Here is a 21,617-nt window from a genome sequence, read left to right as displayed (position 1 = left end):
CGGTCATGGCCGCATTCCGCAGGCGCGCGCCTGAGGTGAAGCACTCGCTAGAACATCCCCTCACGCTCGCTGCGCTTCTTCTTTTTCGAGCGCTGCCAGACCACGCCGGGATAGCCCTTCAGCGGCACCAGCGGCTCGCCGGTGTAGGCCCATTCCTGCAGTTCCTCGATCGCGATGTGATAGAGCGGCTGCCGGCCGGTGCGCCCGGAGAACAGCGCGCGCGGGATGTTGACCATGTGCGGCGACCGCGCGCGTTCGTAGATGATGGGCGTGCCGCAATTGGCGCAGAAGCTGCGCGCGGTCTTGCTTTTCGCGTCCTCGTAACGCGACAGCTCGCCTTCGCCTTGCGTGATGCGGAAGCGCTTCTTCCAGCTGCCGACATAGGTCGCATAAACCGCGCCGTGCGCACGACGGCTGGCGGCGCTGTGATCATGCCAGGCCCAACGTGCCGGCACGTCGATCTCGAACCGCACCTTGCCGCACAGGCATTGGCCGGCCGCGGGCTTCGCCAGCGCCACAGGCTTTGGTTTCTTGGTCGGCTCGAACTCGTCGTCCGGAAACATCGCGGTCCCCCATCAAGGCGTTGTTGCCCGGACGAGCGAAGCGATATCCGGGCTACGAAGAGTTACGCCTGCGCCAATTCGTCGTGCACCGGATAATCCGTGTAGCCCTTCTCCTCGCCGGCATAGAAGGTGGCGCGGTTGTACTTGGTCAGTGGATAGCCGCGCTGCAGACGGCGCGGCAGGTCCGGGTTGGAGATGAAGTAGCGGCCGAACGCGATCGCATCTGCATGGCCTTCGGCGACCGCGCTCTGTGCGGTTTCGCTGACGAAATTGCCGGCCGTGATCAGCACGCCGCTCCACATCGGGCGGTACAGCACCATCGCGGACGGCACGTTCTGCCAATCGACCTCGGCACGCCCGGTGCCCGAGGCGCGCGGCTCGATGAAATGCAGATAGGCGAGCCCGAGCTTGTCCAGCGCCGTGATGGCGTGGCTGTAGAGCGGCATCGGGTCGGCCTCGCCGCTGCCATTGGCGATGCCGTACGGCGAGAGCCGCACGCCGACGCGGCTCGCGCCCCAGATCTCGGTCACCGCCTGCGTCACCTCCATCAGGAAGCGGACGCGGTTCTCGATCGAGCCACCGTACCGGTCGGTGCGCAGATTGCTGCGCGACTGCAGGAACTGCTCGATCAGATAGCCATTGGCGCCGTGAACCTCGACGCCGTCGAAGCCGGCGGCGAGCGCGTTCTTCGCGCCTTGCCGGTAGGCCTCGACCATCAGGGCGACCTCGTCGGTCTCGAGCGCGCGCGGCGTCTCGTAATCGACCACCTTGCCGTCCGCCGTCATGCACTTGAACTCGGAGGGGATCGCCACCGCCGACGGCGCCACCGGCAGCGCGCCGCCCGGCTGGAACGAGGAATGCGAGACGCGGCCGACGTGCCAGAGCTGCAGGAAGATCAAGCCGCCTTTGGCGTGCACGGCATCCACCACCTCGCGCCAGCCCGCGATCTGGGCCTCGCTGTAGATGCCGGGAACACCGGGATTGCCGAAGCCGGTGGCAACCACCGGCGAGGCCTCCGCGATCAGCAAGCCGCCCGGCGTGGCGCGCTGCGCGTAATATTCCGCGTTCATCGGCCGCGGCGCGAGGCTCGGCCGCGCCGCCCGCATCCGCGTCAGCGGCGCCATCACGACGCGATGTTCGAGCTGGTAGGGACCGATCTTGAGCGGAGAGAACAGCGACGGAGGATTCATGCCTGCCCCAATTAATCTTGTGTCATTTCCCATTGTAGTCTGGGCATGATCCGCCCGGAAAACCGGTACCCACTTTTCCGGATCATGCCCGTTATCTAACGGGTTCATCTTGTTCATGAAAGCGGGTAGTGGCAATCTGTTGCCACGAGAACAGGTCTCCCATGTCGAAATCGAGCGCCTCATCGCTCCCCTCCCTCAGCGTCCGCATCGACCTCGATGCCGAGGACCGGATCGGGCCGGGCAAGATCCTGCTGCTTGAGCGGATCAAGGAATGCGGCTCGATCTCCGCTGCCGGCCGCGCCATGGACATGAGCTACAAGCGCGCCTGGGACCTGGTCGACGAGATCAACCGCATCTGCCGGCAGGCGGCAGTGGAACGGCAGACCGGCGGCAAGAATGGCGGCGGCGCGGTGCTGACCCCGTTCGGCCTCTCCTTGGTGGCACGCTACCGCAAGATCGAGCGCGACGCGGCAAGCGCCGTACGCAAGGATCTCGAGGCGCTGCGCAGCGACATCGGCAAGCCGAAGAAGGCCGCGGGGCGGTGAACGCAGGAACCGGCGGCTGTCGCTGGGGCGCTTACGAAAATATCGAAAACAACCCCATGCAAAGGAGCCGGCGACGGCCGGCGTTCGACAACCCAACTTGACGCGTCGGGCAAATCAGGGATATTCTTCTAATATTCCGAAATCATCTAGGCATTGCGGTAAGGGCTTCTCTCCGCACCACAGGCTTTTGGGCTATCGATTTTCTTATAGCAACGTACCAGGCAGCGGAAGAACGGGCGTTTGAGGCGAGGATATGGGTAAGGTCACCGAAATAACCCATGCCGCTCGGTTGTGCTACCATAGAGAGATCAGATATCGATCAACAACTGAATCGACAGATACGTCATGTCTACCGTCGGATGAAACCGATGGCGAGGTGTGGCCGATGATCCTTCGCCGTGGCGATAAAGCGATCCTCGCCGCCTACAACGAGTTCTGGGAAAAAGTCTGGTGGAATAGGCACCAGAATTGGCTCTATCGTCTCGAAACCGGCGAAGAGACCCTGACTGAGGCCCAGAAGCCGATCATGGCAACTGCCCGCAAGGCGGCGCGGCGCATAGAGCGAAAATACGGCAAGAAGAATTTAGGATGGGATGACTTCGAATGGGGCTTGCTGAGCGGCAAGCTTTCCGCGCTGTCCTGGGTGTTTGGCTCTGAGTGGGAGGAGTCGCTTGACACCTGAGGCAACGTGCTGGCGATAGGTTCAGTCTCCTGATCGCCTTGGGCTTTTGCACAGTTTGCGCGAGCAGACCCACGCTCGAAAAACCTCGATTCCGGCCGAAATACCCCCTCACCCGGATTGCATCTTCGATGCAATCCGACCTCTCCCCGCAAGCGGGGAGAGGTGAGAAGCAGCGAACTCTGCCTAGCCCGTCTTGATCCAGACCGCCTTGACGTTGAGATATTCCTCGACGTGCTGCTTGCCGGACTCGCGGCCGTAGCCGCTCATCTTGTAGCCGCCGAACGGCACCGCCGGATCCATCGCCTGGTAGCAATTGACCCAGACCGAGCCGGCACGTAGCGCCTTGGCGACCTGGTGCGCCTTGCTGACATTGGTGGTCCAGACACCCGAGCCGAGGCCGAAGGTGGTGGCGTTGGCGCGCTTGATCAGCTCGTCCGGATCCCTGAACGAGATCGCCGAGATCACCGGGCCGAAGATCTCCTCCTGCGCGATGCGCATGTTGTCCTGCACATTGGCGAACACGGTCGGCTGCACGAAATAGCCCTTCGACAGCGCGCCCTCGGTGAGGCGGCCGCCGCCGGCCACCGCCTTGGCGCCTTCCTTCTGGCCGATGTCGAGATAGCCCGAGACGCGGTCCATCTGCTGCTGCGACACCAGGGGACCGATCTGGGTGTTGGGGTCGAGGCCGTTGCCGACCTGCAGCTTCTTGCCGAACTCGGCGACGCGGCCGACGAATTCGTCATAAACCTTCTGCTCGACGAACAGCCGCGTGCCGGCGCTGCAGATCTGGCCGGAATTGGCGAACACCGCCATCGCCGCACCCGGCACCGCCGCGTCGAGATCGGCGTCGGCGAACACGATGTCCGGCGACTTGCCGCCGAGCTCGAGCGAGACGCGCTTGAGGTTGCCGGCCGAGGCACGGATGATCGACTGGCCGGTGATGTGCGAGCCGGTGAAGGCGACCTTGTCGACATCCGGATGCGAAGCGAGCGCGGCGCCCGCGGTCTCGCCATAGCCCGGCACGACGTTGACGACGCCGGGCGGAATGCCGGCCTCCATGCAGAGCTCGCCGATGCGCAGCGAGGTCAGCGGCGATTCCTCGGCCGGCTTCAGCACCACGGTGCAGCCGGTCGCGATCGCCGGGCCGATCTTCCAGATCGAGGCGGTCAGCGGCCCGTTCCAGGGGATGATGGCGCCGACCACGCCGATCGGCTCCTTCAGCGTGTAGGAGAAGATCTCGCCGGGCAGCGAGTTCTCGATGGTCTCGCCGTGGATCGCGGTGGCCTGGCCGGCATAGTAGCGCAGCATGCCGAGCGCGCGCAGGCGGTTGCCGCGGGTCCGGCTGATCGGTGCGCCCATATCGAGCGTGTCGAGCTGGGACAGTTCCTCGAAATTGGCTTCGACCAGCTCGGCGAGCTTGAGCAGCATGTTCTGCCGCTCGAACGGCTTCACCTTGCTCCAGGCCCCTTCGAACGCGCGGCGCGCCGCCGCGACCGCACGGTTGATGTCCTCGGCATCGCCCTCGGCGACCGACGCGAGCAGCTCGCCGGTCGCGGGATTATGCGTCTCGAATTTCTTGCCGGAGGCGGCGTCGACCCATTTGCCGTCGATCAGCATCTTCTTGTAGGAGCCATCGGCATAAGGATGGCGCGTGAGCGGAATAGCCTGCGAAACAGCCATGTTTGCACTCCCTGTAAAATGTCGGCTGAGGTCTTTTGGAAGCGTTATATCCCGAATTCTACAGCGCGAACGCGAAACCGTAAAGCCGAGCCGGCGTTGATCAGGGCGGCGCGCACGAAAACCTCCCATGCGCGCGCGTGCATGGTACGATAGCGACTGAACCTCAGCCACACATGTGTCCGGAGACCACCGATGCCCCTCCCCGTGATATCAGCCAATCATGTTGCCGTGATCACCGGCGGTGCCTCCGGCATCGGACTTGCCGCCGCATTGCGGTTCGCGCAGGCCGGCATGAAGGTCTGCATCGCCGACCTCGGCGATGACCGGCTGAAGGATGCTGCGACAAGACTGTCATCTGCGGCGCCGGGCGGCGCGGCTGATATCATGACGGCAGCGGTCGATGTCAGCCGCGCCGACGCGGTCGCAAGCCTGGAGGCCGCGGTCGCGAAAAAGTTCGGCGGCACCGATATCCTGATGAACAATGCCGGCATCCAGCCCGGCAGTGCGATGTTCGGGCCTGCGGACAATTGGCAGCGCATCCTCGGCGTCAATTTGTGGGGCGTGATCAACGGCACGCAGGCGTTCGCGCCCAACATGATCAAGCGCGGCCGGCCGGGGCTGATCATCAACACCGGCTCCAAGCAGGGCATCACCACGCCGCCGGGCGATCCCGCCTACAACGTCTCCAAGGCCGGCGTGAAGGCATTCACCGAAGCGCTGCAGCACGAGCTGCGCAACACCGACGCCTGCAGGATATCAGCGCATCTCTTGATTCCGGGCTTTGTCTTCACCGGATTGACCGCGCGCGGCCGCACCGAGAAGCCGGCCGGCGCCTGGACAGCGGAGCAGACCATCGACTTCATGATCGAACGCCTCGATGCCGGCGATTTCTATATCCTCTGCCCCGACAACGACGTGCCGCGCGCGCTCGACGAGCGCCGCATCCTGTGGGCCGCCGGCGACATCGTCGAGAACCGCCCGCCGCTGTCGCGCTGGCATCCGGATTACGGCGATGCTTTCGCCGCGTTCGTGAAGGGGAGGTAGGGCCACCCGTCATTGCGAGGAGCTCGCGACAAAATTGCAAAGCAATTTTGCGCTGAAGCGACGAAGCAATCCATGGCACCGCATGCGCGGAGGCATGGATTGCTTCGCTTCGCTCGCAATGACGTGAAAGCGTCGTCGAGCGCACTATCGTAGGACGGGTAGAGCGAAGCGAAACCCATCATCTCTCCTGCGGCCCGCTATTTGATGGGTATCGCTTCGCTCCACCCATCCTACAAAGCTCTCAATTCGCCCGCATCTGCACCCTTGTCGCCGGCTGCGCCACCAGCGCCTCGCCGAGCTCGCTCTGCTGGGCGCGCGGGATCGAGAAGCAGACGCTGAAGCCGTCCGACGTCTTGAGCGTCATCATGCCCTGCGCCGGATCGGTCGACTGCTCGATCACCCAGGAATCCAGCGGATAGGCGTAGCGCAAGGTCTGGTCGCCGAAGCGGGTCTGCAGCGCCTTGCTGATCAGCCCGGGCAACGTCATGACCAGCGCGCCGACCTGGTTGATCGACAGGCGGATGGTTGCGGGCTCGCCCTTGCCGTCCACGAAGCCAAGCGAAATGGCGCAGCCATCGGACGCGACTTCGCAGGTGGTGAGCTCCTGGGTTTCGATCTGCATGCCGCCGGCACTCCGGATCATCGTTATATTCGATTTAATATATCGTGAAGACGATCAGCGTCCAGCCCTTAAAAGTATAGCCGCGGCGGCCACCGGCACAGCCGCGCGCGGCATTAGAATCTATTGAAGCCCGCGGTGCCCCGATTGACGCCGGGCGGGCAACCGCGAATAAATCGGCACAAAGCCCAGGCTGATTTTTCTTCGCGATTTTCCAGAGAATTCATTCGGTTCGGCAGTGCCGCGCGCGTGCCCTGAATGGCCGTGGCATCCGCGCCGCAGTCGTGATATACACATGAATATAGCGAGGTCCGCGAAGGACCCGTTTGACCAGGGAGAGCAAGGCCAATGAGTGATTACAAGCTTCTCATCGACGGCAAGATGGTACCCGGCGACCAGACCATGCCGGTGCTCAATCCGGCGACCGAAGAGGTGGTGGCGCAATGCCCGCGCGCCTCCAGGGACCAGCTCGACAAGGCCGTCGCCGCCGCCAAGGCCGCCTACCCGGCCTGGGCCGCCACGCCCATCGAGGAGCGCCGCAAGCTGATCATCAAGATGGCCGAGGTGATCGAGACCAACGCCAACGAGCTCGCACATATCCTGACCAGCGAACAGGGCAAGCCGCTCGCCGATGCCACCGGCGAGGTGATGGGCATGGCCGGCTTCTTCCGCTATCTCGGCTCGCTCGAACTGCCGATGCGCGTGATCGAGAATTCCGGCGACCGCAAGGTCGAGGCCTATCGCCGTCCGCTCGGCGTGGTCGGCGCGATCATTCCCTGGAACTATCCGCTGCTGATCCTGGCGTTCAAGCTGCCGTCGGCACTGCTCGCCGGCAACACGCTGGTGGTGAAGCCTGCGCCGACCACGCCGCTGGCCTCGCTGCGCTTTGCCGAACTGGTCAAGGACATCCTGCCGAAGGGCGTGCTGAATTTCATCGCCGACGCCAACGATCTCGGCGACCACATGACCAAGCACCCCGACATCCGCAAGATCTCCTTCACCGGCTCGACCGCGACCGGCCAGAAGGTGATGGCGAGCGCATCGCAGACCTTGAAGCGGATCACGCTCGAGCTCGGCGGCAACGATGCCGGCATCGTGCTCGACGACGTCGATCCGAAGAAGGTCGCGCCGGGGATTTTCGAGGGCGCGTTCCAGAACTCGGGCCAGGTCTGCCTCGCCATCAAGCGGCTCTATGTGCACGAGTCGGTCTATGACGAGATCTGCAACGAGCTGGTCGCGATCGCGAAGAACACCGTGGTCGACGACGGCTCCAAGCAGGGCACCAAGCTCGGGCCGCTGCAGAACAAGATGCAGTACGAGAAGGTCAAGGCGTTCCTCGACGACGCCCGCAAGAATGGCAATGTGATCGCCGGCGGCGCCGCGATGGACCGTCCCGGCTATTTCATCGAGCCGACCATCGTGCGCGACATCAAGGAAGGCTCCAAGCTGGTCGACGAGGAGCAGTTCGGTCCGGTGCTGCCTGTCATCAAGTACTCCGACAAGGACGATGTGATCCGCCGCGCCAATGCCACCACCTACGGCCTCGGCGCATCGGTCTGGTCGTCCGACATCAAGCGCGCGCACGAGATCGCGACCCAAATCGAGGCCGGCACGGTGTGGATCAACAAGCACCTCGACATGGCCCCGAACATTCCGTTCGGCGGCGCCAAGCAGTCGGGCATCGGCACCGAATTCGCCGAGGAAGGCCTCGCCGAATTCACCCAGCTGCAGATCATCAACGGCCCGCCGGCCGCCTGATCCATCAACATGCGGCCGCGACGCCCAGGCGCCGCGGTCGCCTCTCCCCTCCACAACGAACAGAGCCCATCATGTTCGATGCCCAATGCGACCTTGCCGCCCTGGTCTATGACGCCAATGACGATCCCGATGCCGTCCTGCGCGACTTCGCTGCCGATCTGAGAGCACACGGCGCGCGCGTGGTCGGCATGGTGCAATCAGGCCAGTGTGCGGACTCCACCCTGTCGGCGGTGCTGGTGCATAGCGGCGAGACGCTGCTGCTGGCGCAACCGCCGAGCCAAACTCCTGCGAGTCCTGGCGCGACCGGCTGCAAGCTCGATCTGTCGCGGCTGCAGGCCGCCGGCATCCGCGTCGCCGACGCGCTCGCCGGAGGCGCCGATCTCGTCATCGTCAATCGATTCGGCAAGCGGGAACGCGACGGCAAGGGGCTCGGCTTTGTGATCGAGCGCGCGCTCGGCGCCGACATCCCCGTCGTGATCGCGGTGTCTCGCACGAGCTTTGCGGACTGGATCAAGTTCGCCGGCGGGATGAGCGTGAAGCTCGCCTGCGACCGCCACGCGCTCGACGCCTGGTGGCACAGCGTCTCGCTGCGCGCCGCGGCCCGGACCGCACCGGATCACGTCACGGTCTGCGAGGCGTTCAAGTAGGCCGCTTCGTAGAGTGGGTTAGCCGAAGGCGTAACCCACCTCTTCTCCCAACGCCGCACAAATGGCGGGTTACGCTTCGCCAATCCACCCTACAAAGCTATCACCGTCATCCTGAGGAGCGCGCTCTTGCGCGCGTCTCGAAGGATGCACGGCCCGGCCGGTGGCCGTCGATCCTTCGAGACGCCGCTTCGCGGCTCCTCAGGATGACGGGATAACAGAACCGGACGCGTTAGGGGCTCGCCTACAGCGTTTCCTGCTTGTGGTCACAGTTCTTGCAGGTGAATTTGACGCGGGACTGGCCCTTTTCCGCCTGCACCCGGTTCGGCGCACCGCATTTGCCGCAAACGGCCTCGATCCGGGTCGTGCCCTGCTTGATGACCAAGTTCCGCTTTTCCATGGTCTCGCGGATGAGGCGTTCGGCCTCCTCGCGCAGCGATTGCTTCGACATCATCTCCACCGGTCGTTGGTTAGCGGGCGGCGTCATAGCACGACCGCGTGAAGTTTTGACAGCGGGGATTGCAGCTTAATTTTCAGACAATGAGCCGGTCAACCGGCAACCGGAAATGCCGCGGTTTGATCGGTTTTGACGGCCGGCCGATGCGGAACACGTTGACGAGGCGCAGATCGGCACCAATTTTGCCGAGCTTTCGCAGCCGGTCGTTGAAGTCAGGGTGATCGGCCAGCGCCGAAATCGGGCACGCCGCGAAACCGGCGCGATCGATCTCCAGCCAGGCGCGGTAGAAATGCCGTCCGGTCGTGAGTGGATCCTCACCGAGCGGACGGCAAAACAGCACGATCGCCGATGCCGACGCAGTCTTGGCGCCGTCGGCAAGCAACGACGCGGCGAAGCCGAGACGATCGAGCGGCTTGAACAGGTTGCCGAGCACGTAACGCGCGGCGGTGGCCTCGACCACATTCATGGCCAGCGCATCACGGTTGAGGCCATCGAGCAGATAGTGCGGATGGCCGGGCGACAGCCGCATCCATGCGAGCAGCTCAGCCCGGTAGTCGTCACCGCGGACAAAGGAGAATTCGGCCCGATCGGCCCAGCCGGCGATATCGGCAATCGCCCGGCGATCGCCAATGCAGATCACATCGTCGCGCGCTGCAACGAGCTGCGCCAGCGCCGCCGCATCGTCCGGCGATGCCGCAAACTTGCCGCGCCACGACATGCGGCGTGCCACGAGGTCCGCCAGCGGATCGGGCTCGGCTCCTTGCCTGATCGCAAAAGAGCAGAGCACGGAAAGTTGCGGCGACAGCGGCTGCTCGATCGTGGTGATGCCCGTGATTGCAAAGCCACGGCGGTTGAGCGCGAGGCTCATGCCCTCCAGCGCCGCGCCGTGCGACACCAGCACGTCATGCCCCGCGGGGTCGGCGACCGGGGCGCGCACGCCGGTCGCATCGACCAGCGCCAGCCGCCCGTCGCCGAGCAGGCGCCAGCGGGTCGGCTGGATGTTGTGGACGCTCGGCGCCAGCCGCGCCTCCGCGACCAGTTCGCGCAGCAAATCCGGCGTCAGCTCGCTCATGCCGCGGCCAGCCGCTTGGTGAACAGATGCAGCCGGTGCAGCGGCCTTGCGCCGACCTTCTCGACCTGGCGCAGCGACGGACCGTTGATATCGGCGATCCAGGTGCCGCCCAGCGTGCGGTAGCCCGCCTCCTGCAACGCCAGCGCGGTGCGGTAGAGCATCGCGCCGTTGAGGCCGCGATTGTGCAGGTCGCGGCAGACCGACTGATAGATCAGCACCGCGCGCCTGTTCATCACGCGGTGCTGCACGAATTTGAACGGCGCTGACAGCCCGACCCGGCCGTCGATCGCCTTGATCAGCGGATTGAGGTCAGGGATCGCGATGATCGCGCCGGCGGGCCGGCCGCGGTGATAAACCACGGTCGAAATCCGGTTGTCGATGATCCACATCATGTCGCCGGCCTGGAACAGATATTCGGCGGCGGTCGGCGGCACGAACATCGAATTGTCGGCAAAGCCGTCATTGAGGATCAGCCGCGCGTCCTCCAGCCGCACCTTGAAGGCGGAACGCTTGATCGGCTGCCAGACGAAATCCGGGTCAGTGAGCACCGCGCGCTGCTTGTCGCCGAGCAATTGCTCCGGCTTGCCGCCGTCGAGGGCGATCTCGAACGTCGTCATCGGGAAGGTCGCGGCGTAGCCGGCGCGTTCGAGATGCTGTGCAATGTGCGGCGGCGACCACATCATGTCGGTGAACGGCGCATGGTCGAACCCGTCGGTCATCACGCCGATCTGCTGCATCGCCGTGAGGTTGAAGTTGCCGGTGACGCGGCTCATGCCGCGCGCCGACAGCCATTGCTCGGCGGCGCGCAGCAGCGCATCGGCCACCTCGTCATCGTCGATGCAATCGAAGAAGCCGAATGCACCGTGGCGGGTGCCGTGCTTGCGGTTGGACGCGTCGTGGATCGAGGCGGCGATGCGGCCGACCGGCCGGCCATCGCGATGCGCGGAGAACAGCGCATAGCGGCCGTGGCCTTCGGTGACGAACGGATTCTTCGCCGGATCGAACATCCGGTCGAAATCGCTCCACAGCGGCGGCACGTAGAGGCTGTCGGGCCCATAGGCGTTGAGCGCGGCGTCGAATGCCGCCCTGCGGTCGCCCTCGCGGATCTCTGATGTCATTTGGCCTCCGGGGTCAACGCCAGCAGCCGGCGCACCAGCGCCAGCGCGGTTTCAGTGGCGGGATCGGCCGCGGTGACGGGCACCGCGAGCACGATCAGGTCGAGCGGATCATGCGCGAGCACGATGACATGGGAGGCGTTGTTGGCTGCGATCAGCGACACGATGCGCTCGGCCGCGGGATCGGTCGGCGCCAGTCCCCACGGGGCGTCGGACCGCCGCAGCACACGCCGTGTCGACAGGAAGTCGTGCAGCAGCGGCGGATCGTAGAGCGCAAGCTCGTTCTCGCGGAAGCGCCGCGCGCTTTCGAAGATCGGGTGCCGCGCCAGCTCGGCGATCAACTGCTCCCTTGTCTGCGCCGGCGATGCCGCGACTGAGTTGAGCACGCCCGGCTCCTGCGATTCGAACAGCGCCCGCAGCGCGTCCGTCATCAACCCGATGGTCAGGACGCCGGCGATCGCAACCGCGACGAAACGGATCATCTGCGCGGCGTCGACGTCGGGCGCCATGAAGGCAGCGGCGAGCCCCAAGAGGCCCGAAGAGATCAGCCGTAGCGCCATCATCGCAAGGCCGTGCCGGCGCGTCTCGGCGCCGCCGCCGGCGATCAGCATCACGGTCACGGTGAGCAGCGCGCCCAGCGCGCCGAGCCGCACGGGGATATCGGGAAACAGCGTGCGGAAGTCGGTCAGGATGAACGGGATCACGACCAGCGCGCCGACCGCCATGCGGCCGATGCTGCGGTTCTCCGCGGCCATCAGCGAGGCGCGATCGCGCGTTGCCAACAGCAGCGCGCAGGTGGCGAAGCCCAGCAGCTGGAACAGCGCCAGCGCGATCGCGTAGGGCATCGCCAGCCGTTGCAGTCCGAACAGGCCACCGAGACCGAGCAGGATGGCGCCCGCGAGCGCCGCGATCTTGACCGCGCGCGGCGCGTGGCGCCGCAGGATGCCTTCGGTGACGATCAGGGCGCCGAGCGGGACCAGCGAGGCCGGGATCACCGAGAGGCGGTCGAGCAGGCGGCTTCCGGTCCACCAGGCCAGACCGCGGTCGAGGAACAGAATCGCGATCACGCCGAGCGCGAGCAGCAGGCGGCGCGTCAACGGGCTCCTTGGATCGCGCCGGTAGAACGTCATCATCGCCACGGCGAGCCCGATGGCGCCGCACAGATTGACGATGGAATCGGCGATCACCCCGGAGGTCATTTGCCGCCCGTCAGGTCATCGATCGCCCGCCGCACCAGCGGACGCATCAGGGCGGCGACGAGCGCATTGCGCGGCTTCTCGATCGCGGGCCGATGCGGGTTGAGAAACCAGCCGCGGCAATCGGTGCCCGAGGTGCGGCCGAGGATCAGCGCGACCGCCTCATAGGCCATCAGCATGCCGGTCGAGATCACCATCGGCGCAAACGACATCCGGCTACGGCGGCCGGCGGCGACTTCGCCGGCGATGGCGAGGTCGACATAGTTGCGCGACGAGGAGTGCAGCATCACGTGCTCGATCTCGGCACGCATCGCGGCGCGACGGTCGTCCTCGGTGATATCGGTCCAGTCCTTGCCAAGCGTCGGAAAGCCGAGGCGCTGCTCGGGCCGCGGATCGTGCGGGCGCACCACGATCACCGACGGCAGCGGCGACATATAGGCGTCGATCACCGTTGCATCGGCGCGCTTCGCGGTCCGGTACAGATGCACGCCGGCAGCGATATCGTCCATGCCGTTGACGATCACCGGGCACTGCGCGGCAATCGCGGCGAGCTCGCTGGTCCAGTTCTCGCCAAGCACCTCGATCTCGATGGTCGGATTGATCCGTTTTGCGGCTTCGGCGGCAACCGCCGCCTTCTCGCGCCCGACCTCGTCGGCGAATGCGAACACCTGGCGGTTGAGGTTGGAGACCTCGAAACGATCGATGTCGGCGATCACGAATTTGCCGACGCCGGCGCGCGCCAGCGCCATGAAGGCCGCGCCGCCCATGCCGCCGACGCCGCAGACGAACACCCGCGCCTGACGCAGCAGCTGCTGCTCGTGCTCGTCGATGAAGCCGATATTGCGGCCGGTGAAGGAGTAGTAGTCGAAATTCATCGCGCGGCCCCGCTATCCTGCTTGCGCGGACGCAGCGTGCCGAAGGCGCGGCTGTCGTCCATCCAGTAGACCACCGGCAGCACCAGCCGCTGCAGCGCCAGCATCGCGGACGCCGCGAGCAGCGACGGCAGCGAGCCCGAGGGCACCTCGCTCATGAGATAGCGGCGCGCGCCAGCAAGATCGACGCGGCCGATCTGCAGCACGTCGTCGCCGCGGCCGTAATCCAGCTCGCGCTCGCAGAACTCGTTGTAGATTGCGTTGCGATGTTTCGGTGCGATCTCGAAGGTCTTCTTCAGCGCGTCCGAGCCGCCGGTATAGGCGTTGGTGATGACCGAGCGCGCCTCGTCGAAGCCGGCCTCCTCGCCGACGCCGAACACCGCGCGATGCCTTGCCATGATGCCGCGCGCGAGTTGCAGGTGCGCAAAGCTCTGTCGCGCGCCCGGCAGCGGCGACGGGTAGACGTCCGAGAACGTATCGCTGACCATGCCGACCACCGCCGGGACCTGGGTGACGTTGGAAATCCATTTCGGCCGCAGCCCGTCGCGGGCGAACAGCACCAGCGCGGTCAGGCCGTAGAGCACCCAGGACAGCCCCTGCCCGCGCACATCGGGATCGACCATGACGAGGCCGAGATGGGTGACCTCGGCCGGCTCGCCGTCGAGCGGCACGTCCATCACCGACAGCGCATTGAAGGCGATCGGCCGCCCGGTGTCTTCCTCCGAGATCAGCGTGACGACGGCGCGCGACAGCCGCTCGGGTTCGCCGGAGAAGATGCCATACGTCAGGCTCTCCTCGGGCAGCGTCTTTGCGGCGACGATGCGCAGCTGCTCGACCAGCGCGTCGAGCTCGTCCCTCGGCAGCGACAGACCGGGCGATTCGACGATGCGGGTGCGTTGGCCGGCCTGGGTGCGCAAGCTGAGATCGATGGTCGGCTGCGACAGCGCCTTCAGCCAGAAGCCGCCATGGCTGCGCAGACCGTCAAAGGCGGCGCGCGCCTTGCCAAGACTCTTGCCAAGGTTCTTGCTGCCGCGCGAAGCCGGCGTGGGATTGTCCGTGGACGCCATTTCTCTGTCCCTCGGGCGCGATCTCTGCACTCGCGCCTGTTAAAGAGCCATGAGCGCAACCTGACGCTGTTTGCCGCACGGTAAACAAGGCCTTCCGGAAACGGAACAAGTTGGCCGCAAGCGGTCGGCGGCCTATCCACACCGTCATTGCGAGGAGCGATAGCGACGAAGCAATCCATCGCTCGGCATACGCGGAAGAATGGATTGCTTCGCGCGCTCGCAATGACGGCGGGGTCGGCCAAGTCCCCGGAACGACGAAAGCGGCGGGTGAGAAACCACCCGCCGCTTCGACTTGACTTCGGCTCACCCTGCCTTGGAGACCTCCATCAGCAGGCGCTCCGCCTTGGCGTCCTCGATGCGGTTGACGAACTTGCTGCTCTCGTAATTGTCGCGCACCGTCTTGGTGAGCGTGACGCAGGTCTGGATCAGCATCACGATGCCCATCGTGAGATAGCCCTTCATCCAGAGGTCGATCGGCAGGAAGAACACGCCGACGGCGACGAGGAAGGCGGAGGCTGCAAAGGACGCGTAAGTGAAGGTAACCCAGCTGCCGCTGTGGGGTTGGACGGTCTGGTTCATGGTGGTCTCCTTGATGATAGATGGTTTGAAATTGGCTTGGTTTCATACTTGAAGTTCAGGCTTGAGGTTTCAGGCTTGGGATTTCAGGCTGCTGGCGGGCGCCTGGCTTTCAGCCGCGCCAGCACGTCGTCGGCGGTCGATTTCATGCGCGGGCCAAAGCCCTGCTCGGCGAGCTTCTCGGCGGTGGCTGATGGTCCCGAGGCGGCGTCGATCTCGACCAACGCCTCGTCGGCGGCCTGGATCTCCATCTGTCGCTCGCGCAGCCGCTTCAGCGTCGCCTCCGCTTCCGGCAGCGTCGACTCGTAGGGGCGCGCCGCCTCGATGCCGCTCCGGCGCAGCGAACGCACCGCTTCCGATGCGCGGGCCAGCCGGCGGCCGCGGTCGAGCTCGGCGATGCGCGCCTCGGCGTTGCCGACATGGCGCTTCAGCCGTGTGATCTCGGAAGCGAACAACGCGCGTGCGGTCATCGCGGCGTCGCGCTCGGCTTCGAGATTGGCGATCGCCTGCGCGGCTTCGCGGGCGAGGTCTTCCCGGCCGCCATCGAGTGCCGCCGACGCGCGCACCTCGAGATCGGCGATCCGGGCGTTGGTGGCGTCGAGCCGCCGGCCCTCCTGCTGGTCGCCGGCGATCGCCAGCGCCAGGGTCCGCTTCGAGCGGTCGACGGCGGCGGCGGCATCGCGCATCTGCTGGTCGAGGATGACCAGCGCGGTGCGGTCTTGAAGTTCCTCTTCGGCCACCGCAACGGTGCCGCGGAAAAGAGTGAAAACAGTTTTGAACATTTCATCGCTCCCTGTTATGAGCATCGCTCATGAATCTCTTGTACCACATAATGAGCATTGCTCAAGAACTATTTGAGCAACGCTCAAGACAATGGCTAACGAAGGATCAAAGATGTCCAAGGCATTGGAACGACGTGCAAAACTGCGGGAAGCGCTGATCGAGGCGGCGGAACGGGCGATTGCGGCAAAGGGTCTCGGTGGCCTGAAAACCCGCGAACTGGCCCAGGAAATCGGGGTCGCCAATGGCGGCGTCTACAATCTGGTCGAGGATGTCGACGAGCTGATCCTGCGCGTCGGCTCGCGCACGCTGGCGCGGCTCGATGCGTCGCTGTCGCTGGCCGAGATCGGCGGGGCTGCCGCGCCGCGCGAGATGCTGGTGCGGATCGCGGTCGCCTATTGCGACTTCGCCGCCGACAATCTCGAACTGTGGCGCGCGCTGTTCGAGCATCGCATGCAGCCCGGCAAGCCGGTGCCGGAATGGGCGATCACCGAGCAGATGGAATTGTTCCGCCACATCTACAAGCCGCTCGCCGCGCTGTTTCCGCAGCGTTCGCCGGCGCAACTCGGCGTCACCGCGCGCAGCCTGTTCTCCGCCGTGCATGGCATGGTCGCGCTCGGGCTGGAGCACAAGCTGATCGCGGTGCCGATCGGCGCGCTGCGGAGCGAGATCGCGACCTTGACGCGCGCGATGGTCGACGGGCTGACGGCGAAGAAGGAATAGGCCGCGTGCCCCAAAACCGCACGATGTCCCCGCCATCCGGTCAAGCAAAGTTGCCGCAGAGCACCGTGAATTGCAGCCGTCGCCCCAGGGGACGCAGCGGCCGAGGCCAGAAAGGGGGGAAAGCCACTTGCGGAATGACCGAACCGTAGCTATCTACCGCTGATCGAATTTCGGCCGAACGACTTGGCCTCGCCGCTGATAGCGTGCCTGACTGACGACCCTCACCCCCTGAACTTCGAATTCGCCTGCTGCGCTCGTGAGTGCGGCTCCAAACACGCATCTATAGGACGATTTTCCATGAGCATGGGAACTGTGAAGTGGTTCAACAGCCAGAAGGGTTTCGGCTTCATTCAGCCGGACCAGGGAGGCCAGGACGTTTTCGTTCATATCAGCGCAGTCGAACGCGCCGGCATGAGCACCCTCAACGAGGGACAGAAGGTCTCTTTTGAGATCGTTGCAGACCGCCGGACCGGCAAATCTGCTGCGGACAATCTGCGCGCGGTGTAAGCTGCGACAATCGGCCATGATGCTTTGACCCCGGATGAACTGGCAAAGCCTCTGGTTACGCGACCCCGCGACCGGTCACCCGGCCGCGGGGTTCTCTTTGTCAACACCGCGCGCAATGCCCGCCAGGACCAGGACTTGAACCGTCTGCCGGCGAAACGGCCCGCGCATCGAAGCAGCTGAGGTCGCGAGCGTGTCCACCAATATCGATCCAGCTCGGCAGCACGACGACATCATGTACCCGCAAGTCCTCCCGTTCCTGCTGGTCCACGTGGGGTGTCTGGCGGCGATCTGGACGGGCGTCTCATGGCAAGCGATTGCAATTTGCGTCGCTCTGTACTGGCTGCGCATGTTTGCGATCACCGCCGGCTATCATCGGTACTTCTCGCATCGGGCTTATTCAACAAGCAGGACGTTTCAATTCATCCTAGCATTCCTCGCCCAAAGCAGCGCTCAGAAAAGCGTCCTTTGGTGGGCCGCGAAACATCGACATCACCATCTTCATTCGGATACCGAGCAAGATGTGCATTCGCCGGGGCATAAGGGCTTCGTATACAGTCATCTCGGGTGGATTTTTTATCGACAGCACGATGCAACTGATCTGACGAAAGTTGCGGATTTTGCCTCGTATCCGGAGTTGATGTGGCTTCACAGATTGGAGGTCTTGCCGGCGATCGTGGTCGCAGGTCTGTGCTTCCTCATCGCCGGATGGCCCGGGCTCGCGGTCGGTTTCTTCTGGAGCACCGTGCTGCTGTATCACGCCACGTTTTGCATCAACTCCCTCGCGCATGTTCACGGGCGCAAGCGATACGTTACGGGCGATGACTCCCGCAACAATTGGCTGCTGGCTCTGTTTACGATGGGTGAGGGTTGGCACAACAATCATCACGCCTACCAAAGCAGTGCGCGGCAAGGCTTCCGGTGGTGGGAGATTGATGTGACCTATTATGTTTTGGTGACCTTGTCCTTGCTCGGTATTGTCTGGGATCTGAAGGCGCCGCCCACGCAGGTTCTCCGCAACGAGCAGCGCTTGGGATCGCGTGTGATAAAGCGAACGGCTGAACAACTCGCTGGTCGCTTCAATCCCGAATACATCGCGCAGGCCATCAAATCGTCGGTCCACGAAACCGGATTGTCGGTGCGGGAAGCGCTTGTTCTGTTACAGCATCGCGCCGACTTGCATCTGCCGAGCATACCAACGCGCGACCGGTTGTTGGCTGAAGCCCAGGCCATGTTCGCGAAGACAAGTTCGTTGGACGACATTGTCGACCGTGCGCATGAACTCCTGGTGGAGTCGGTTTGCCTCCTGCTCGCCGTTCCACCTCGGATGGCCGGCGCAAACCCGAAACCTCAGGTGAGCCAACCGTAACATTTTGCCTTGGCCTTTTCCCAACCTCACGGCTCCATCGTGTAGGCGCGCCCGGGTTCGAGCGCGTAGATGGTCAGGAAGCGCAGCGGCCGGTCCGGATCGCAATTGCGAAACAGCGTGTGCGGAACGTCGGGTCGATCCTGCAAGGTCTCGCCCGCCCGATACTGGCGCGGCGCCTCGTCGCCATACGCCGACTCGGCAACGCCTTCGACGATGAAGACCACGCCGCCAACGGGGTGCCGGTGCAGCGGAGCGACCCCGCCGGGCGGATAGGTCACCTCGGCAACGACAAGCTCGCGATCATCGCCGGGCAAAGCGAGACGCTCAAGGGTCCTGCGGGTGACGCCGGCGAATCCGGCTTGTTGAGCTTTTGCCTGACCGTCGCTGCTTTCAGCCATTGGAACCCTTCCCTGTCACGCGCGCCTTTGCCCCGTTCAGATCAAGGCTGCGGTGACTATGGGGGCGCTTCAACGACGCAACAAGCGCCCAAGCATTTCAACACATGTCGCGCGGGCGAGGCGAAGCCCTTGCCACCCCTGCTCCCACGTTGCAGGATTCCTGCGAGAACCTTCAGCAGTGGGCCTTGCATGAAAACGAGTATCGTCACGACGCGGGCGTCGGGGATCGCCGCCCTGGCGCTCATCTTTGCATTAAATGTCACGCCGGCATCTTCGGCGCAGCCCGTGCCGGAATGTTCGATGTCGATGACATTGGCGGATTGGGGCGAGAATTCGAGCGGCGATATCGACGTCGCCTCGGGCGAAAGCTGCCAGATCCCGATCGGGATCCGCGGCACGGTGACGGACTCAGCGATCTTGCAAAAGCCGGCCTACGGCAAGCTGAAGAAGATCAACGCATCGACCTTCGAATACAGGGCGAAGGCCAAGTACAAGGGCAACGACACGTTTGCCATCAAGGCCACGGGTCAGGGGCCGAAGGCGTCCGGCACCTCGGTCATCACGGTGCGCGCGACGATCAAGTAGTCGCCCCGTCGCGCGCTGAAAAAACCGACTAGATTAGTTCGAATGGCGTTGTGCTCCCTCTCCCCGTTCTTACGGGGAGAGGGTTGGGGGTGAGGGGCTGCCTCCGCGCATACGGTGATAGGTGCGTCCGCGGAGACTCCCCCTCACCCGGAATGCATCCATCGATGTATCATAGCCGAAGCTCCGCTTCGGCGTTCTTGAGAACGGCCGCCGAAGGCGGCCTATGCCTCTCCCCGCACGCGGGGCGAGGTGAACGGAGTCCGCTGCTCGTATCAGGCCAGCCGCGCGCCGGTGCGGATGATCGATCCGACATGCTGGCCACGCAGCGCCGCCGTGAGCCGGCCGGAAACGAGGCCGTTCACGACCTGCACCCGCTCGATATGCCGCGCATTGGCCATCACCTCGAGTAGCGCGGGATCGAACGGCAGCGTGCCCTTCAGCTTGGCAAGGTCGGCGAGGCTGGCCTCGCGCAGCAGCTGCGCCTTCTTCCCCTCGGGACCGTTCGGATCGTCGGTGTAGACGCCGTCGACATCCTCGACGATCGTCAGCCCGGCGGCGCCGAGCGCATCGGCGATCAGGAACGCACCGGTGTCGGCGCGATGCAACGGGATGCGCGAGACCGGGAATTCATGATGGTGATAGGGCGGAAACGCGCTGCCCACGACCGCGCGGGCCGCGGAGAGATGGATCGCAAGCTGGCTCGCGATGGTCGGATGCTCGATATAGGACACACCCTCCGGCGCGAGCAGGCAGGCCAGGATATGGCCGTTTTGGCCGGCTTCGCTGGCAGCGAGCGGCGCGAGCGAGCCGACCGGCAGGCCGAGATCGAGGCCGACGCTGTAGAGATGACGGGCGCGGATGCCTGCGCCGGTCAGGATCAGAAGGCGGTGCTCGGGCAGCAGCGAACGCAACTCGGCGACGATCGGCAGGATCGCCTCGTGGCCGCGATCCATGATGGAGCGGCCGCCGATCTTCACCACCTGCACCCAGGGCAGCAGCGGGATCGGGCGGCCGCCGGCAACGGGACGGGTGAGATCGCTGTCGAGCAGGGTCTGGCGCGCGAGCGGCGAGGCGACGTGCTTGATGGTGTCATCCATGGTCGGTCCCTGATCAGTTCGCGGTGATGATGGTGCCGACATGCTCGCCCGCAAGCGCACGGGTGAGGTTGCCGGGGACGAGGCCATTGACGACCTGCACCTGCTGGACATGGCGCGCGGTGGCGAGCAGATCGAGCACCGGGAATTCGAGGATCGAATCCTGCAACCCCTTGGCCTTCATCTCGGCGACCGAGATTTTCGGGATGAAGGTCGCGCTCTTCGAAGTCTTGGGGTTCGCGGTGTAGAGGCCGTTCTCGTCCTTCACATAGATCATCGCCTTGCAGCCGAACTGTTCGGCGACCAGGAAGCATCCGGCATCGGTGCGATAGGGCGGGATCATGCCCTCGGCTGCCGGCCGCATCCAGAGGCCGTAGGGCGGCATGCCGCTGAAGATCACGGCGTTCACCTCGGCGAGATAAAGCGGCACGGCCGAAAGCCCGGCGCCGCTGACCGCGGAGATGCCGTGCTTGGCGAGCAGCTGGCCCAGCATCACCGCGTTCTGGTCGGCGACCGAGGCGCCGAGCTGCGACAGCACGCCGGCCGGCAGCCGCAGCCCGGCCGCGATCGAATAGAGGTGCCGGGCGCGGGTGCCCGCGCCGGTCCCGATCAGGATCTTGTGCGCCTTGCGGGCCGCGACGATCTCATCGACCAGCGGGTAGACGGCGGCGCGGCCGCGGTCGATCACGCTCTGCCCGCCGATCTTGATCACGGTGGCATCCGGCAGGATCCGGAAGTCCGATGCCGCCTCCGCCGTCGCCAGAAGCTGCGGATCGGTCAACGATCGCTGCATCAGCAGCGCTTCAAGCTCCGCCGTCGTGTTCGCCATGAGAAACGTTCCTTATGTCCAATACGCCGGGCATTGCTTCCGTCGGCCCGCGATGTTCGATGTCTCCACCGGTGGCTCGCAAAGACCCGTGTTCGAATTGCACTGCTAACGGCAAGCCTGGCGCGTCTCAAGCCGCAACGGCAGGGATAGACCATCGCGAATGGCGCCGGCGAGTGCGTTTCCCGACACCCGCTGCGAGGCCGTTCGGAACGGGATACCTATGACGTTTTGCCGCACGCGACCCGACTGATGGGT

24 protein-coding genes are annotated in these 21,617 nt (G+C 64.8%); 9 read left to right on the top strand and 15 right to left on the bottom strand.

Features of this window, described 5'->3' with window-relative positions:
• Positions 1 to 47: 47 nt before the first annotated feature.
• Together ACVIHF_RS40705 and ACVIHF_RS40700 are read right to left on the bottom strand one after the other, a co-directional pair.
• Complete coding sequence (locus tag ACVIHF_RS40705; RefSeq protein ID WP_456793715.1) at positions 48 to 563, bottom strand: GFA family protein; 516 nt, start codon at positions 561 to 563, stop codon at positions 48 to 50.
• 62 nt (positions 564 to 625) lie between these two features.
• Positions 626 to 1,753, bottom strand: a complete 1,128-nt coding sequence (locus ACVIHF_RS40700; protein WP_456793714.1) for an alkene reductase — start codon at positions 1,751 to 1,753, stop codon at positions 626 to 628.
• Between the two features lie 161 nt (positions 1,754 to 1,914).
• Here ACVIHF_RS40700 and ACVIHF_RS40695 point away from each other — a divergent pair, with 161 nt between their 5' ends.
• Entirely contained in the window at positions 1,915 to 2,298 is a 384-nt protein-coding gene (locus tag ACVIHF_RS40695) for a winged helix-turn-helix domain-containing protein (protein ID WP_016846469.1), read from the top strand.
• Between the two features lie 253 nt (positions 2,299 to 2,551).
• Positions 2,552 to 2,980: a hypothetical protein gene (locus ACVIHF_RS40690; RefSeq protein ID WP_456793713.1), complete on the top strand. Its 429-nt coding sequence runs from the start codon at positions 2,552 to 2,554 to the stop codon at positions 2,978 to 2,980.
• A 183-nt stretch (positions 2,981 to 3,163) separates the two neighbouring features.
• On the opposite strand, the gene ACVIHF_RS40685 is transcribed toward ACVIHF_RS40690, so the two are convergent.
• Positions 3,164 to 4,660: an aldehyde dehydrogenase family protein gene (locus ACVIHF_RS40685; RefSeq protein WP_456793712.1), complete on the bottom strand. Its 1,497-nt coding sequence runs from the start codon at positions 4,658 to 4,660 to the stop codon at positions 3,164 to 3,166.
• 192 nt (positions 4,661 to 4,852) lie between these two features.
• On the opposite strand from ACVIHF_RS40685, the gene ACVIHF_RS40680 reads away from it, so the two are divergent.
• A complete protein-coding gene (locus tag ACVIHF_RS40680) occupies positions 4,853 to 5,704 on the top strand; it encodes an SDR family NAD(P)-dependent oxidoreductase (protein ID WP_456793711.1) in 852 nt (283 codons plus the stop codon).
• Positions 5,705 to 5,945: 241 nt separating this feature from the next.
• Here the strand turns inward: ACVIHF_RS40680 and ACVIHF_RS40675 are convergent, their stop codons facing one another.
• Positions 5,946 to 6,326 carry a hypothetical protein gene (locus tag ACVIHF_RS40675; protein WP_456794170.1) on the bottom strand — a complete coding sequence of 127 codons (381 nt, stop codon included), beginning with the start codon at positions 6,324 to 6,326 and terminating at the stop codon, positions 5,946 to 5,948.
• A 345-nt stretch (positions 6,327 to 6,671) separates the two neighbouring features.
• Between ACVIHF_RS40675 and ACVIHF_RS40670 the strand changes: the two genes are divergently transcribed.
• Positions 6,672 to 8,081, top strand: coding sequence for an aldehyde dehydrogenase family protein (locus ACVIHF_RS40670; RefSeq protein WP_456793710.1), 1,410 nt, complete (start codon positions 6,672 to 6,674; stop codon positions 8,079 to 8,081).
• A gap of 71 nt (positions 8,082 to 8,152) precedes the next feature.
• Positions 8,153 to 8,728, top strand: a complete 576-nt coding sequence (locus tag ACVIHF_RS40665; protein WP_456793709.1) for a DUF2478 domain-containing protein — start codon at positions 8,153 to 8,155, stop codon at positions 8,726 to 8,728.
• A 241-nt stretch (positions 8,729 to 8,969) separates the two neighbouring features.
• On the opposite strand, the gene ACVIHF_RS40660 is transcribed toward ACVIHF_RS40665, so the two are convergent.
• The 8 genes from ACVIHF_RS40660 to ACVIHF_RS40625 all read right to left on the bottom strand — a co-directional run bounded on the left by ACVIHF_RS40660 (position 8,970) and on the right by ACVIHF_RS40625 (position 15,862).
• On the bottom strand, positions 8,970 to 9,176 hold the full coding sequence (locus tag ACVIHF_RS40660; protein ID WP_024581255.1) for a hypothetical protein: 207 nt from the start codon (positions 9,174 to 9,176) through the stop codon (positions 8,970 to 8,972).
• 82 nt (positions 9,177 to 9,258) lie between these two features.
• Positions 9,259 to 10,254 (bottom strand): hypothetical protein, encoded by a 996-nt coding sequence (locus ACVIHF_RS40655; protein WP_456793708.1) that lies wholly within the window; start codon positions 10,252 to 10,254, stop codon positions 9,259 to 9,261.
• The gene (locus ACVIHF_RS40650; RefSeq protein ID WP_456793707.1) at positions 10,251 to 11,372 is read right to left on the bottom strand and encodes a GNAT family N-acetyltransferase; all 1,122 of its coding nucleotides are present in this window, start codon (positions 11,370 to 11,372) and stop codon (positions 10,251 to 10,253) included. Before ACVIHF_RS40650 ends, ACVIHF_RS40655 begins: the two co-directional genes overlap by 4 nt.
• Positions 11,369 to 12,568, bottom strand: coding sequence for a hypothetical protein (locus tag ACVIHF_RS40645; protein ID WP_456793706.1), 1,200 nt, complete (start codon positions 12,566 to 12,568; stop codon positions 11,369 to 11,371). The genes ACVIHF_RS40650 and ACVIHF_RS40645 overlap by 4 nt, the downstream gene beginning before the upstream one ends.
• Positions 12,565 to 13,440, bottom strand: a complete 876-nt coding sequence (locus ACVIHF_RS40640; RefSeq protein ID WP_456793705.1) for a HesA/MoeB/ThiF family protein — start codon at positions 13,438 to 13,440, stop codon at positions 12,565 to 12,567. Before ACVIHF_RS40640 ends, ACVIHF_RS40645 begins: the two co-directional genes overlap by 4 nt.
• Positions 13,437 to 14,504: a hypothetical protein gene (locus ACVIHF_RS40635; protein WP_253604390.1), complete on the bottom strand. Its 1,068-nt coding sequence runs from the start codon at positions 14,502 to 14,504 to the stop codon at positions 13,437 to 13,439. The genes ACVIHF_RS40640 and ACVIHF_RS40635 overlap by 4 nt, the downstream gene beginning before the upstream one ends.
• A gap of 303 nt (positions 14,505 to 14,807) precedes the next feature.
• A complete protein-coding gene (locus tag ACVIHF_RS40630) occupies positions 14,808 to 15,083 on the bottom strand; it encodes a YiaA/YiaB family inner membrane protein (RefSeq protein WP_310881450.1) in 276 nt (91 codons plus the stop codon).
• A gap of 83 nt (positions 15,084 to 15,166) precedes the next feature.
• The gene (locus tag ACVIHF_RS40625; RefSeq protein ID WP_253604392.1) at positions 15,167 to 15,862 is read right to left on the bottom strand and encodes a PspA/IM30 family protein; all 696 of its coding nucleotides are present in this window, start codon (positions 15,860 to 15,862) and stop codon (positions 15,167 to 15,169) included.
• Positions 15,863 to 15,974: 112 nt separating this feature from the next.
• On the opposite strand from ACVIHF_RS40625, the gene ACVIHF_RS40620 reads away from it, so the two are divergent.
• The 3 genes from ACVIHF_RS40620 to ACVIHF_RS40610 all read left to right on the top strand — a co-directional run bounded on the left by ACVIHF_RS40620 (position 15,975) and on the right by ACVIHF_RS40610 (position 18,456).
• On the top strand, positions 15,975 to 16,583 hold the full coding sequence (locus ACVIHF_RS40620) for a TetR/AcrR family transcriptional regulator (protein WP_050385268.1): 609 nt from the start codon (positions 15,975 to 15,977) through the stop codon (positions 16,581 to 16,583).
• Positions 16,584 to 16,880: 297 nt separating this feature from the next.
• On the top strand, positions 16,881 to 17,090 hold the full coding sequence (locus ACVIHF_RS40615) for a cold-shock protein (RefSeq protein ID WP_028341292.1): 210 nt from the start codon (positions 16,881 to 16,883) through the stop codon (positions 17,088 to 17,090).
• Between the two features lie 232 nt (positions 17,091 to 17,322).
• Positions 17,323 to 18,456 (top strand): acyl-CoA desaturase, encoded by a 1,134-nt coding sequence (locus tag ACVIHF_RS40610; protein ID WP_310881520.1) that lies wholly within the window; start codon positions 17,323 to 17,325, stop codon positions 18,454 to 18,456.
• Between the two features lie 26 nt (positions 18,457 to 18,482).
• Here the strand turns inward: ACVIHF_RS40610 and ACVIHF_RS40605 are convergent, their stop codons facing one another.
• On the bottom strand, positions 18,483 to 18,854 hold the full coding sequence (locus ACVIHF_RS40605) for a cupin domain-containing protein (RefSeq protein WP_253604394.1): 372 nt from the start codon (positions 18,852 to 18,854) through the stop codon (positions 18,483 to 18,485).
• Positions 18,855 to 19,154: 300 nt separating this feature from the next.
• On the opposite strand from ACVIHF_RS40605, the gene ACVIHF_RS40600 reads away from it, so the two are divergent.
• Positions 19,155 to 19,439 carry a hypothetical protein gene (locus tag ACVIHF_RS40600; protein ID WP_253604395.1) on the top strand — a complete coding sequence of 95 codons (285 nt, stop codon included), beginning with the start codon at positions 19,155 to 19,157 and terminating at the stop codon, positions 19,437 to 19,439.
• 272 nt (positions 19,440 to 19,711) lie between these two features.
• Here ACVIHF_RS40600 and ACVIHF_RS40595 read toward each other — a convergent pair whose 3' ends face one another.
• Both ACVIHF_RS40595 and ACVIHF_RS40590 read right to left on the bottom strand, forming a co-directional pair.
• Positions 19,712 to 20,536, bottom strand: coding sequence for an amino acid kinase family protein (locus ACVIHF_RS40595; protein ID WP_310881451.1), 825 nt, complete (start codon positions 20,534 to 20,536; stop codon positions 19,712 to 19,714).
• A 13-nt stretch (positions 20,537 to 20,549) separates the two neighbouring features.
• Positions 20,550 to 21,362 (bottom strand): amino acid kinase family protein, encoded by an 813-nt coding sequence (locus ACVIHF_RS40590; RefSeq protein WP_310881452.1) that lies wholly within the window; start codon positions 21,360 to 21,362, stop codon positions 20,550 to 20,552.
• Between the last annotated feature and the right edge of the window lie 255 nt (positions 21,363 to 21,617).

It is taken from the genome of Bradyrhizobium sp. USDA 4506, assembly GCF_054058795.1.
The sequence above is the reverse complement of the archived record's forward strand: the minus strand, read 5'-3'. Positions and strand labels throughout refer to the sequence as shown.